The organism is Thiohalomonas denitrificans (genome assembly GCF_016841685.1).
GTDB classification, from domain to species: domain Bacteria; phylum Pseudomonadota; class Gammaproteobacteria; order Thiohalomonadales; family Thiohalomonadaceae; genus Thiohalomonas; species Thiohalomonas denitrificans_A.
The window spans coordinates 1-13725 of sequence record NZ_JAENYR010000080.1; the positions used below are offsets into that span (position 1 = coordinate 1).

Sequence of the window (13725 nt, forward strand, 5' to 3'; positions counted from 1 at the left end):
CAAGACGGATTGAGTCAGATTTTTCGGTCATTTGAGGCGAATAGTGATTCTATTTAACGAAAATGAGCGGGAAATCTGGCCAATCAGGCTTGGCCGCAGTAGGTCAGTCTATTCTCGGACAGGCTCCTAGTAGACAGGCGGCACTTCGAGATGTTCGCTGTGGGTGTTGAAGCGTTCCTCCACTTCGTAGATCCATTCTCTCGCCTGCGCGAAGGTGAGGGCCTCTTCCGCCGGTTCATCCTGGGCACCGAGGCCGTAAGCCATTGGGGTATTGTTGCCTTTCACATACCAGGCTTCACGGGCGTCGATCCACTCCCCGTCGCGATGATCATTGACCCAGATCTCGATGGCGGGATTATCCTTCCATGGCTGTTCGTCCAGCCAGATAACGGCACAACCGATGTCATCGAACAGATAAACGCGGCTTTTACCCTCCTCCGTGCCACCGCGGATCTGCGCCGAATGCATTCGATCGCTCAGGACCATGCGGCAGCGCTCGCAGGCGTCACGATCCCACTTAACATCGACCGGACCCGTACCGGGGTCGCCTGAGCAGCCGACGAGCAGAAAAAGCAAGCCAAGCAGAGTCAGCCGTTTAGACATGCTCTACTCGCTCCAATTCGACCATCTGTAGATTCGTGAACAACCCGGCATAGCGCGACAGGACCCCGAGAAAACGCAACCGGTCAGGTCCCGCCACATGCCCGTTCCACACCTGGCCGTCATCATCGGGCTGGAAGCCCCATTCGGCGATAGCCTTGGCAAAGGCTCTTTGGGGGCGGCGCAAGGTCAATGTGGTGGCCAAACGGCTGGTGAGGTCGGAGTCTTCGACATGGTCGTCCAGGACGATGCTGCCCTGGTCCATTTCGATGACGCGATTTACCAGCGAGGCCACTTCATCGAGCCGGTGACTCGAGATCAGCATCACCGCCTGATCCTGCTTTTCTGCCAGGAGCTGGAAAAAGATGTGCCGCGCTTCGGGGTCGAGATTCGCCGCCGGTTCGTCGAGGATGAGAATATCACTGTCTCGCCCCAGGGCGATGCTGATGAGCAGCTTCTGCTTCTGCCCTCCGGAGAGTTTGACGAACGGCTGGCGACGAATGGCCGCGGGATCGAGACCCAGCCGTTCGGTTACCGCTTCCATGCGGGCGGGGTCGGCATTGCAGACCCCCGCAGCGAACCGGATCAACTGACCTACGGGCATCTTCAGTGGCGGCGGCAATTGCGGTACGAACCCGACCCGGGAAAGGATCTCGCGCCGGGAACTGCGCGGATTCTTACCATCAACTTCGACTCGGCCGGTAAAGGTGTACTCGCCCAGCAGGCACCGGATCAGGGTGGTCTTGCCCGCGCCGTTGGAACCCACCAGAGCCATTCGGGTACCGGGCTTGATGAAGAGATCGACCCCCTTCAACACCTCGTGGCGCCGAAAACTTTTGGAGACTTTGTCGAAGCGGATCATTCGAAGACCTCGTGAAGAACCAGGAACCGGAACTCGTGGTTCGCACATTGCCACAACTTCTTTTCAGTCGAGTACTGCTCTCGCCGCTGCATTTGGGGAATGAACCCTACGCAGATGCAGGCTAAAGCAGCTTCGACAACCCTTTTACCTCGAAGCGCAACGAACCGGTTGGGCAGGTATCGATGCATAGACCGCAACGGGTGCAATCGGCACCGATGGGAACGCTGCGATCCGTAGCCCGGCCCTTGATGACAGGCTCAAGCACATGCGGTACTTCGCACACTTTGCGGCACTCGCCCTCATGTTGGCAACCATCGAGGTCGTAAACCAGGCGCATCGGTGAAAAGAGACCCACCAGTCCGTAGGTCATGCCGATGGGGCAGACGTATCGGCACCATGCGCGCCGCGATACGAAGACTTCGAACAGCAGCAAGGCGCCAACCCAGACAAGCGCGAGACCGGGACCATAGATCAGGGCACGGCTCAGAATACCGGTGGGTGAGAAGAATTCGAAGACGGTATAACTGGTGACCAGGGCCAGCAACGCAAACAGTATGTAGAGAAATGTACGCACGCCGCGATGGAAGTCATAACCCTTGATAATCTTGCTGTCGACCAGTTTGACGTGGATCTTTTCGGCCAGTTCCGCCACCAGGTGATAGGGGCAGACCCATGAGCAGAAGGTCCGCCCTCCCAGCAACAGCCACAGCAATAGAATGGTGACGGTCCCGATCACCAGATTGAGCAGAATCTCCTTGAAGGCAAGCGTCACCTGCAACGAGGAGTTGAGGTCGGCCATGTGGAAGCCGAGAAAGCGGGAGGCGGTCAGCGCACCCTCAAGCAGCTGGATATCCAGCTTATAGGAAACGACGAACAGAAGGTTGATTGCGATCAGTGTGACCCAGCGACGGTTGCGCCACTTGTTGGACTTGTGAGCGGCATGAAGTGCGCGGGCCTCTTCACGGTCGAGCTTCTCGCCACGCTTGTAAAAGTGGATCTTCTGCGCCGCCGGCTTGATCTCTTCCTTCGTCGGCTTGCGGGGAGCGCGACCGATAAGCTGGGCAAAGGATTCGAATAGCAGGTTCATACCATATCTGCCGTCTTGTCGATGTCGATTACGATGGACGCCGGTTCGGTGGGACACACCATTTCGCAGGCGCCGCACCCGACGCAGCCCTTATGGATAACGGGGGTCATTCGCATTTTACCGTCACCCGAGGGCAGGGGTTCCAGGGAAATTGCCGGCAGCGGCGGACACTGGTTGGGATCACCCGAGGGTGGATTACCTTCAGCACACTGCTGGCGGCGGATCTCGATGGGACAGTGCCGCACGCAAAGGTCACAGATCTCGAGATCGAAATCACGGTCTCGCACCGGGATCGGGTTCCAACGGTCGATCTCTGTGTACCGGAACAGTCCGTCGAACTCGGGCGTCCGCACTTTGCCTTCAAATCCGAGACCCTTGCGTGCGAGACAGAGCTTGGGCTTGTCCAGGCGGGCAAAGCCCATCCGGGTTTGCGCCGGATAGGACATCTCGTGAGTCAGTGAACCGGTTGGGCAGGCAAGCACGCACTGGAGCCCGTCACAGGAGAAATCGCACGCCTGAGTGCGAGCATCCAGGTAAGGCGTACCGGAACCAAAACCGTCGAGAAAATCGGACAACTTGATGGCCTCGACGGGGCACACCTGTACGCACTGCCCGCATTTGATACAGGAGGCGAGGAACTCGTGCTCGCCCAGTGCGCCGGGCGGTCGCAGACGCATCCGCGACTGATGGCTCTGCAGCACGGGCACGAACCCCATCAGTGAGATGCCGGCCATACCGACGGCGAGTCCTACGCTACGCAGGAACCGGCGGCGGGCCTTCTGCTGTCGCGGGTTCATTGCTGCCTTGTGAACAGCACCCGCATTACTCTTCGGTTTGTCTTTGTCTTCGCTCATCGTCGGCTCTTTCGGCCGCCATCAGCGGCCGTTTGTCGCGCAGCAGCAGGTCCGGTTCGCTAAAGGGTGCCAGGCGTTCCAGGAAATCCAGCACCTCCAGCGTGGGAGACCCCGTGAAAAACTGTGCCGCGGGCACATCCATCCATAGCCGGTCCGCGTAGGCGTAAAGTTCGTAGGGGGCATCGCCGATACCGTCATCGTCACGATCGAATCCCTCGTAATCTTCCCAGTAATTGCCCTCCCAGACGTTGCGGGTGGCTCCGCCACCCCCGTTCACCGCTACCTGGGTGACATTCCCTTTCATGCGATTTCGTCTGAAGATGTTCCCCTTCCAGTCGTTCAGGAAACGGATGCCGATGCCGTTGTAGCCGATCAGATTGTCGTGGATTCGGTTGGTCGCGTCGGGCTGAAAGGGTGAGACATCGAGGTAAAGGCCGGTGGCGCAATAGAGAATGCGGTTGTTCGCGATCGTAACGTCGGACGTCTCCTTGAAGCCGATGCCGGTACCCGTGGCCCCGACAGCATGGGCAATCGTATTGTTTATCACCTCCACACCGTCGCTATACATCAAAAAGATGCCGACTGAGTTGTTGAAGTAACGGTTTCCGTCCACCACGTTGCGACGTGAATACATGAAGTGCAGTGCGTAGCGGCTACGGGTGGCCTCATTGCCCGATATCGTGTTGTCCGCAGAGTACCAGACCACCGTATCTCGTGAATCACTGATTTTGTTATCGGTGATTTTGTTATCGAAGCTGTACCACAGCCTCACGGCGTCTCCACGGAGTCCCAGTTCCCGATCTTTGGAACTGATGGTGTTGCGCCGTACGATGTTGTTATTCGACTGCTGCAAGTCAACGCCGAACAGGGTGTCATCGATGACGTTGTCCTTGATGATATTGAAATTGCCACGCACCTGGACGCCCGAATCGATATCGTTGTGTGAACCCCCGGAGTTCGTCAGGCGCAGATTGCGCAATTGAGCGCCGTCGGTATCCAAAAGCACGACCGTTCCCTCGCCGCCGGCATCGATGGTGGCGGCGCCCTGCCCGTCAATGGTAATGGGCAGATCGACCACCACGGGACCGGCGTAGACGCCGGGCTCGAGCAGCAGCAGGTCGTTGGGTGCGGCTGCATCGATCAGCGGTTGCAACGGAATGCGCTCGGCGGCGGTCGCCATCGCGGCGACCGCCAGCATCACCATACAAACCAGCGTTCGCAGGAGCACTTTCACATCCAGATCAATGAGAGCGGTGCCCGCGGCACGGCACCACCGCATGGGATCGGCGCTAGATAGCCGCACCGGCCTCTTTCGTCTGCTTGCGCCGTAACAGGGCAGCAACGGCCAGCAGGAAGGACTGCAGAACCATCAGCCCAAAGCCCCAATCGGGATAGGAGTGGGTGAAGAACTGTGCCACCTTGCCCTGACCGAAGACGGTCGGCATGAACGGCTTCACCGTAAAGGCACCCATCGCGTTGAGATTATGGCCGAACCACCACAGCCAGCCGGCGTAATCGATAATGAAGAAGACCGGTAGCAGTATCGGCACGGCTATTAGCAGCCAATAGAAAAAACGGGTCTTCCACACACCAATTATCAAAACCGCCATGGCGGCAAGCAGAAAACCGTAAACGGCATGAGTCGCCGTGGTCATCAATGCGGTACGCTGCTTGATCACCTCCGGGTTACGGAAGTATCGGCCGAGTGCCTCGGTGTAACTCTCCTCCATGGCCTCCAGGCCGGTCCAACTCTCGTAATCCACAGGGTCGAGGTCCATGGTGGAGCTCATGTCGTAAACATAACTTTCGGTCAGCAGGTTGACCCCGCCCTCGCTATAGACGGCAGCCGACATCCAGATGGCGATGCCAATCGAGCCGATTGCCAGTACCGCCACTCGGAATTTGCGCCCGGGCAGTGCAAAGACAACGATCATCAAGCCGAGCAGGGTGAACACGAAGGGTGCAAAGAGACGTTCAACGGGTGCACCGGCCGCAATCGGATACATCCCCACATAGTGGTTGATGGCGTCCATTTCGTGCTTGCAGTTGAGGGACTCCTCCTCATAGGTCTCCTCGGACTCGACCTTCTGACAGCCGTTGAAAACGCCATCGACATGAAACTGAATACGAATTCCATCCGGGAAAGCGGACTCCGGGTACTGGGGAGCCGTCAGGGAGACCCACCAGACGGGCGCAGAATTCGGCGGTTCCGAAGAGAAGGGGTTCGAAACGAGCAGGACCAGCAACAGAATCGCAATGCCGGAGAGCAGCCCTATAAGAAGGGAAGGACCTCTGTTATTCGCTTCCGCGTTCATGACGTATTCCTGGAATCAATGGCTTGGGGGGATGCCGCTTGCGGCGAAGCGGTGGCGGCCGCCGGGATCCCGGCGGCCGCGGTACGGCTTTAATCGAAGTCGGGATTCAACCAATCGGCCGACGGTGCAAGGTTATCCTTGGGCACCGGGATCCGGGACACGTAGTTGATCACCATCTTCATGTCCTTGTCGGAGAAGCCCTGGATCTGCTTCACCATGTCCGGGTTGGCGTTACGGCGTCTGCCGTCACGAATCCACTCGAACTGACGCAGCATGTACTTATAGTGCTGTCCGTTGATACGCGGATAGAACTTCTCCGGCATTCCAAGACCGATTTCGCCGTGACACTTGACGCAGTTGTCGGCGAACAGGTTCTTACCCTGTTCGAACTCAGGCGTCCCCTTTTTCCATTCGCCCTTGCCATTCTCCGGATGCATCGGCAGCTTCTCGATGTAAGCCACCACATCAGCGAGGGCCTGCGCGTCGCCGATGGATTCCGGTAGAGCAAAGGGATACATGGTCGGGTTATCGCGATTCTTGGCGCGGATATCTGCCAACTGCTTAATCAGGACCTGGGCATGCTGTCCTGCCAGCTGCGGAAATGTACCGTCTTCCGTACCCCAGCCTTCCGGCATATGGCATGCGGAGCAGACCTCGAAGACATCAAGGCCGTCTTCCGGGTTCCCGACATCGTGCAGCGCCTCACTCTGTTCGCCGCCGCCTTCATTCCAGGCCCAGGCGCTCCCCGCCAGTACCAACCCGGCTGTCAGTGCTACAGCTTTGAACAGCGGTTCGTAATTCATAAAAAAATCGCCTCCGAATATTTCCGTTGTCGGGCCATTATGCGGCCACTTCCGTAAGAAACCATTGATATCGATCAACCGCTATGGGCATTAGCGGCAACTTAAGAGGCTGGAGCCTCTAAAAGACCGCCACCATGCTGACGCCGACGACGCGCCTTATCCCTACTCTCTCTTCGGCGGGACCCTATCCCTGCCGCTGAGTAGGGCCGGGGCTGCGTCCGAAGCCGGGGTGTCGCGGGTTCGCAAACCTTGGCTCAGTCGAGGGACTCTATCCACTTGGTGACCGCAGCCATTTCCTCTTCGGTGATCATGTGCAGAACACCTTTCATGGCGGCACTCTGGCCGTTGCTGCGCGCGCCGCTCTTGATATCCTTGATCTGCTGCAACGCGTAGGCCGCATTCTGCCCCGCCAGTTTCGGGTAAATGGGCAGGATCGGACTTTTCGCGTCTTTGCCGTGACAGGCGACACAGCCGCCCTTAGCCGGATTTTTGTAGATGGCGGCGCCGTCCAGTTCCTCCGCCAGGGCGGAACCAGCGGCAAATCCGCAGGCAAGCAATCCCACAAAAAAGGCCTTTTTGATACCGTGCATCGTGGTTGTTCCTCGGTTTGTAACGGGTCGATTTTAACTCAAAAGAAAAGGGGGAAGTAGTAACTAACTCCCCCCTCTCCCGATAATGGTCTTCTAATCGTTCGGATTAGTTGACCTTCTTGGCACCATGCTCTTCCAGGTAGGTTTTGGCACGCAGACCGAGGTCAGCGGTCTTCACCTGGTACTGCCACCACTGGTTGGCCCAGAGCATTGCATTCTGCCAGTCCTTCTTGGCTGCGGCAGCCTCAGACTTCTCGCGGGCTCCCTTGGCAAAACCGAGCTGGTCGGTCGCATCTTCCACCAGGGCCACAACCGGAGGGAAATCCTTGTAGTTGTGGCTGGTGATGAAGGCGACGACGCCGTCGATAACTTCCTGGGTCTCCAGATTGGTTTTCACCTGCTTTTTGTAGTCAGCCTCGGTGTAGGAGGTACCCTCCTCCATCTCGGCTTTCACGGCCTTGTAGCCCTTCGGCTTAACCAGGAGATAGCCTTCCATCTCCAGATGCAGGGCCGAGCAGAACTCGGTGCAGTAGTACGGGAAGACGCCTTCCTGGTCAGCGATGAAACGGGCGGTAGAGGTCTTGCCCGGCTCCAGCGAGAACTGCACGTTCTGGCCGTACATCGCGAAACCATGGGTCTCGTCCTGTGCACGTTCAAGGTTGGTCAGATGAATGACGACCTCGTCACCCACTTCAGCCTCGATGATCTCGGGGGTGATGTGCGAACGAATTGTCGTACCCCAGACCTCGACCTTGCAGTTGCCCTGGGCGTCGCAGGTGCGCTCGGTCTTCTCGCGACCGGCACGGGCCTTGTCTTTATGCCGTGTGTCAGTACGCGTGTTCCAACCGGAACGGTAGCGTATGGCCGGCTTCAGCTTGTCGGCCTTGATGCCCACCGTGTAATGCGGCTCGCCCAGCGGCAGCGGCATGTCATACAGCAGCTGCATTTTATTGCCGCTGATATCGATCAGCTGGTGGTTCTGCGGGTGCAGCGGTCCGACCGGGTTGAAGCGATCGATAGCCAGCTTGTTCAGAGACACCAGGTACTTGCCATCCGGCGATACTGTGTCGCCTTCCATGGTCATCAGGTGGCCGACGTTATAGTGGATGTCCACCTGGTCCAGTACCTTACCTTCGCAGTAGTTCCATTTGGTGATCTTGGAATCCACATAGACGGAGGTGTAGACCACGCACTCCTTGGCGTCGAACTGGCTGTGCAACGGACCGAGGCCGACCTGGACCTGGGTATGCACGGTATCCTTCAGAGGGATGATGGGAATACCGTACGGATCCTTACCTTCAAAGTTCTTCGCTTTGATGGCCTTCTGGATCTTGTCGAAACTGTAGACCGTGGTGTGGCTGTCAAGCTTGCCCGAAACGATGATGTACTTTCCGTCAGGAGAGACATCGACCCCGTGCGGGCTCTTCGGCTCCGGAATCAGGTAGAGCAGGCCCTCTTTGATCGCGGTATCCATGGTGATGACAGCATGGCCGTTGATCTCGGTGGTTTTGCCGGCCTTGAAGACTTTCTCGGCCTTCTTCCAGTTCACCACGTGCAGGAAGTCGGTGTCCTTGGCGGAACAACCGGCCTCGAACGGCGGACGCCCTCTCTCGATACCGCCGACGTAACGCTCGGAGCAGAACGAGTTGGTGAAGGACCAGCCGTCACTCACTTTCTTACCGGCGTCGGAGAGATCCTGGCTGTAGGGAGGCGCCATCAGGGTGAAGGAGTTCTTCGGATCGAGGCGTTTCTTTTTCCGGTCGAACTTCCAGTAGGTGATCCCGCCGCGGTATTTGCTGTTGAACTCCTCGAGCGGCACATACTTCCTCTCGAACGGTGCAGGGTACTGTGCGGCCTCGATTACGTATTCGGTATTCGGGGTGACGAACGCACCGCCATGGGAGGACTTGAATACGGGGTTGACCACGATCTGCTTGGTTTCGAAGTCGTGGAGATCGATCATGGCGATACGCGGATTGGCCTTGTCATTGATGAACAAGACCTCGCCGTCGTAGTCACCGTCCGTCTCGGAAATCGCCGGGTGATGGGTATCGCCGAAGTTGATCTGTTTGCCATCGATTTTGCCCTGTGCGAGAACTGCCTTCGACTCTTCATCGAAGCCGTAGCCCTGCCAGGGTTCCGGCGTAAATACGCCGATGTACTTCAGAATACGCATGGACGGAATGCCATAAACGATCACCTGACCGCTCTGGCCACCGGAGGCGAATACAAGGTATTCGTCACGACCCCCTGTAGGCGTATACGTCTTGGCGGCGGCGAGCATATCTTTCTGCGTCAGACCGCGAGCCTTCATGACCTCTTCCAGGCTCGATGCCGACCAGGCACTGGTCGCTGCCGCAAGGCCAATACTTGCCCCTGCGAGCAAGGAAAGCGCCTTTTTGGCTGTTGTTTTCATGATACGTAATCTCCCGTAACAGCGGTGGGTAAAAGCGGGGCACAACTTCTAGGAGCCTGTCCGAGAATAGACTGACCTCTGCGGCCAAGCCTGATTGGCCAGATTTCCCACTCATTTTCGTTCAATAGAACCACTATTCGCCTCAAATCAACGAAAAATCTGACTCAATCGGTCTTGCCCTCGTGACGGTCGCTATTCTCGGATAGGCCCCCTAGCTGACAGAATGCTCAATTTGTCACCAGTCCGGCCTTGATCCAGATCAACCGAGTGTGTCATTTGCCACAACTTGAACGTTTAAATGGACCCCGGAACGAACAATATTTGCCATATATCAAATTCAGTGCGTGATATCACACCAAGGTCCACATCATATGCCATCTTGGCCATCAGCTGCCAATCTGCTTACCGCATGTAAGCCCTGAGTTTTTCGGCCAGACGGTCAGCGGTCAGTCCGTGTGCGAACTTGGTTAAGAAGACGCCTTCGGGATCAAAAAGGTAGAAGCCGGCGGTGTGATTCATGGCGTAATCGCCGTCTCCGGACGGGACCTTTTCATAACGGGCCCCGAAGTCCCGGACGGTGTAGTCGATCATCTTTTTGGGGCCGGTGAGGCCGATGAGTCGCGGATGGAAAAAGGAGGCGTATTCCGAGAGAACCTCGGGCGTATCACGTTCGGGGTCGACCGAAATGAAAAGCGGCTGGATCAATTCAGCCTGTTCGCCGAGCCGCTGCATCGCGGCGTTCATCAATACCAGCGAGGTGGGACAGACATCGGGGCAGGAGGTGTAGCCGAAGGCGATGAGCTGGAACATGCCGAGGAAGTCGGCATTGGTGGTGGTTCGACCATTATGGTCCACCAGCATAAAGCGACCGGAAAGCTTCCCGGGGACCACATTTTCGGATTCGAGAATACGATGGCCGGCCTGTTGGGTCTCTGTCGTTGCTCCACTCCCGCCGATACAGTCATGGATGGTGTCGAAATTGGCTAATATCATTTTTCGATAAAGCTCGGGGCCCGGTTCAAGGCGGGTGCCGAAAGAATCGAGTTCGGCGACCTCGACGACGCTCTCTCTCGTCAGCAGGCCCAAGGAAGGTGACGCCAGGCCGGCCTCGGTCAGCAGGCAGACCGCACCACGGTCCACTAGTCGGCTTCTGACCCTCAACAAAGCCTCTGTCGACGGTGTGGTCCCGGGCTGCGGCGAAACAATGGCCACGGTCGAGGCGGCGTAGGCCTGCTCAAAGTATTGCTGGGTGCCATGATAGAGTGCGATCGGGGCCGCACTGACGTCGCGATAGCGGTACTCGAGTTGACGATCGATTTCCGAGATAGCCTGAACCGCCTTCCTGTGGTTTCGCTTGTAGCGGTCGGCTCGCTCCGGGTCCAGGGCGACGAGCTTGTGGGCGACTTCATCAAGCAGAATCAGGGCATTGCGGCTATCCAGCCAGAAAAAAGGGTCGCGGCGCTTTTCGTCATAGGTAGTGGGCAGGATTTTGAGTAGGTCGCTGGCAAGCAGCTCCATAACCCGCTCGTCCTCCACCCCGGCCAGCGCTTTAGACAGGAATGGTTCGAGTTCCTCACCCACCCAAATGACCAGGCGGGCCCGGGCGATCTCTTTTTGCTGTTCCGGCGATAGTTGATAATCGTACGGTGTGGCCACACCGTCGACCAACAACGTCGGCTCAGCCACGCCTGCCATCAGCTGGGCAACAAGCGAGTGGATTGGCTTGATGCTGACCACCACATTGGGTGGCTCGGCCGCCACACCAGTTCCGCCGAAGGAAAACACCACTACCAACAGGACCAGCAGCCCGAAGCGACAAAATGAAAACCCGGAATCTGCAGAGGAGGCGGATAACGCGCAGTGCATGTCAATAGGTTCCTACGATGAGGTGGCTAAGGATAAGCTGTTTCGGCAATCTTGGGGTTGATCGGGATCAATGACCCGAATCAAAAAGAGAGCCGTTTTTTGCCCGTCCTTATTGGAAAGCCTTCTCCAGAGATTCTACGGCTTTGTCCACTTTTGCCTCGACGGTCACTTCGGTCGGGCAGGGACGCTTCTCCTTAATAAAGGACAGAAATCCCCTATTGGTCGACTGTTCGAAGACGCTCCCGTAATGACGGCTCTTCGGCGCGAAGTCGATCATCGCCTTTTTCATTCGACGGACCTGTTCGACATACCCGCATTCGAGGGCCATGCCGTTCAGGGCCCCCAGGTCGCGAATCGCCTGTTCTCCGGTTTCCGACTGAGCGGTCGCGGGTACGGGGAGTAGCAAAACCAGTGAGAGGATCGGAATAAGCAGAGAGGTTTTCATTTGACACCAGGTCGGTTGGTACGGCGAAAACGAGTGACAAGACCTTCTGTCTCCCGCACGGTCAGGAGCGCCTCGCTGCGAGGAGGCGTTTCAAGATCGCACTGCATGATCCTGCCGTAAGGGCTCGCCGTAAACAAGGACTTGGACATCTCCCCGGGTGATAAGTGTTTCGGGCTCAGCAAAGTAGGGTGGATAAGCGAAGCGCATCCGCCTCTCCCAAAGGTCGAAATTGGTGGATGCCCTGGCGCTTATCCACCCTACGATTTGGCGTGATTGCGGGGGCGCATCCCCCATTACCTTACTCGATTTTCATGCGGCGAATAGCTCCGGCCGAGGTGCAGCCTGGAAGCACGCGGTCTCCCGGCTCTTCAATACGCTGCCGGAGCGTCCACGACCGGTTCGTCCGGGGCGCGCTTCGCTTCAATGAGCGTCGCCGCCAGGATCAAGGCTCCACCGGCGAGTTCTCCTCCGGAAAGGGTTTCCCCACCGATCACCACCGCAGAGACAACGGCGGCCAGCAACTCGGTGATCAGCAACACCGAGGCGCGACCCGCCTCCATGTGGGTCACCGCCCACTGGGTTCCGAGCGTGGCCGCCAGTAGCCAGACGAGTCCAAAGACCACCAGCCAGAACCAGGTCGAGCCTGACACATCCGGCAGTTCGGCGGCGAACAGCGGCAGGGTCGCGATGGCCATCAACCCGCAGCCGATAAACATGGCGGCAGTCTTGCTCATCAGCGGCACGTGAGCGGCCGCGCGGCAGGTCACATTGTTGAGGGCGAAGGCCAGACCGGAACTGATCGCCAGGAGATCAAGCCAGGAGGGGGCGGTTTCAAAGACCACCGGACCACCCAGCACCAGAAAGGCGCCGAGCAGCGCGAGCCCCACACCGAACCAGCGGGCGCGGTCGATCGCCTCCCCGAGAAACAGCCGGCCACCCAGCACGCCCCAGACCGGCGCCAGATAGAACAGCATCATCGCCCGCACCACCTCGCCATAGATCATGGCCGAGGCAAACGACAGGTTGGCCCAGCCGCCCAGCAGGAACATGATCCAGAGAAAACGGCTCTCACCCTGCCAGGCCCTGCGCTCGCGGATCAGTGATGGCAGCAGCGCGATTGCCACCACGCCGTAGCCCACCAGGATGAGCGGAATTCCCGCAACGCCATTGGTGTGAAAATACTGTAGTGGCCACCAGGTCACCCCCCAAAGGATGGCACTGCTGATGAGAACAAAGACGGGCAGTACAGGATGCATCGAGTTACCGTTAGGGCTTTTCAGGCGGCGTCCGGCCATGCCGTCGCATATCCGGCCGAACATCGGGAAAGCGTGCGCCCGATCAACCGAAAGGATACCAAAGACGGACGGCAACCAAGCCCTGTTTTTACCGGCGGTGCCCTTGCGAGCCCTACCTGCCGCTCCGCAGCTTCGAGTGACGAACGTTTAACCGCCCGGCGGAATGAAAGAGGTAATCACCTGTAGGGTGGATAAGCGAAGCGCATCCACCAAGCGACGGGGAAGAACGCGGATGCGCTGTCGCTTATCCGCCCTACGGCGGAATGAAAGAGATAATCACCCTGGTAGGGTGGATAAGCGAAGCGCATCCACCAGAAGACGGAGAAGAACGCGGATGCGCTGTCGCTTATCCGCCCTACGGCGGAATGAAAGAGACAATCACCAGTAGGGTGGATAAGCGAAGCGCATCCACCAAACGACGGAGAAGAACGCGGATGCGCTGCCGCTTATCCGCCCTACGGCGGAATGAAGGAGGCAATCACCGGTAGGGTGGATAAGCGAAGCGCATCCACCAAACGGCGGGGAAGAACGCGGATGCGCTGCCGCTTATCCGCCCTACGGCGGAATGAAGGAGGCAATCACCGGTAGGGTG

12 protein-coding genes are annotated in these 13725 nt (G+C 58.0%); all 12 read right to left on the reverse strand.

Going from position 1 to position 13725, the window contains the following annotated elements; all coding sequences use genetic code 11:
• Nucleotides 1-126 precede the first annotated feature (126 nt).
• Nucleotides 127-603 (reverse strand): nitrous oxide reductase accessory protein NosL, encoded by a 477-nt coding sequence (locus Q7L05_RS14355; RefSeq protein ID WP_303908105.1) that lies wholly within the window; start codon nt 601-603, stop codon nt 127-129.
• Nucleotides 596-1462, reverse strand: a complete 867-nt coding sequence (locus Q7L05_RS14360; protein ID WP_303908108.1) for an ABC transporter ATP-binding protein — start codon at nt 1460-1462, stop codon at nt 596-598. Before Q7L05_RS14360 ends, Q7L05_RS14355 begins: the two co-directional genes overlap by 8 nt.
• Nucleotides 1463-1583: 121 nt before the next feature.
• Nucleotides 1584-2549 (reverse strand): NapH/MauN family ferredoxin-type protein, encoded by a 966-nt coding sequence (locus Q7L05_RS14365; protein ID WP_303908111.1) that lies wholly within the window; start codon nt 2547-2549, stop codon nt 1584-1586.
• Entirely contained in the window at nt 2546-3403 is an 858-nt protein-coding gene (locus Q7L05_RS14370; protein ID WP_303908114.1) for a 4Fe-4S binding protein, read from the reverse strand. Before Q7L05_RS14370 ends, Q7L05_RS14365 begins: the two co-directional genes overlap by 4 nt.
• Complete coding sequence (nosD, locus tag Q7L05_RS14375) at nt 3372-4706, reverse strand: nitrous oxide reductase family maturation protein NosD (RefSeq protein WP_303908117.1); 1335 nt, start codon at nt 4704-4706, stop codon at nt 3372-3374. Before nosD ends, Q7L05_RS14370 begins: the two co-directional genes overlap by 32 nt.
• On the reverse strand, nt 4693-5718 hold the full coding sequence (locus Q7L05_RS14380; RefSeq protein ID WP_303908120.1) for a hypothetical protein: 1026 nt from the start codon (nt 5716-5718) through the stop codon (nt 4693-4695). The genes nosD and Q7L05_RS14380 overlap by 14 nt, the downstream gene beginning before the upstream one ends.
• Nucleotides 5719-5807: 89 nt before the next feature.
• Entirely contained in the window at nt 5808-6521 is a 714-nt protein-coding gene (locus tag Q7L05_RS14385; protein ID WP_303908123.1) for a c-type cytochrome, read from the reverse strand.
• Between the two features lie 254 nt (nt 6522-6775).
• Nucleotides 6776-7111: a c-type cytochrome gene (locus Q7L05_RS14390; protein WP_303908126.1), complete on the reverse strand. Its 336-nt coding sequence runs from the start codon at nt 7109-7111 to the stop codon at nt 6776-6778.
• Between the two features lie 106 nt (nt 7112-7217).
• Nucleotides 7218-9527 (reverse strand): Sec-dependent nitrous-oxide reductase, encoded by a 2310-nt coding sequence (nosZ, locus tag Q7L05_RS14395; protein ID WP_303908129.1) that lies wholly within the window; start codon nt 9525-9527, stop codon nt 7218-7220.
• A gap of 402 nt (nt 9528-9929) precedes the next feature.
• Entirely contained in the window at nt 9930-11393 is a 1464-nt protein-coding gene (locus tag Q7L05_RS14400; RefSeq protein WP_303908132.1) for a metal ABC transporter solute-binding protein, Zn/Mn family, read from the reverse strand.
• A gap of 109 nt (nt 11394-11502) precedes the next feature.
• Nucleotides 11503-11838: a hypothetical protein gene (locus Q7L05_RS14405; RefSeq protein ID WP_303908135.1), complete on the reverse strand. Its 336-nt coding sequence runs from the start codon at nt 11836-11838 to the stop codon at nt 11503-11505.
• A 368-nt stretch (nt 11839-12206) separates the two neighbouring features.
• On the reverse strand, nt 12207-13094 hold the full coding sequence (locus Q7L05_RS14410; RefSeq protein ID WP_303908138.1) for a DMT family transporter: 888 nt from the start codon (nt 13092-13094) through the stop codon (nt 12207-12209).
• Nucleotides 13095-13725: the final 631 nt, after the last annotated feature.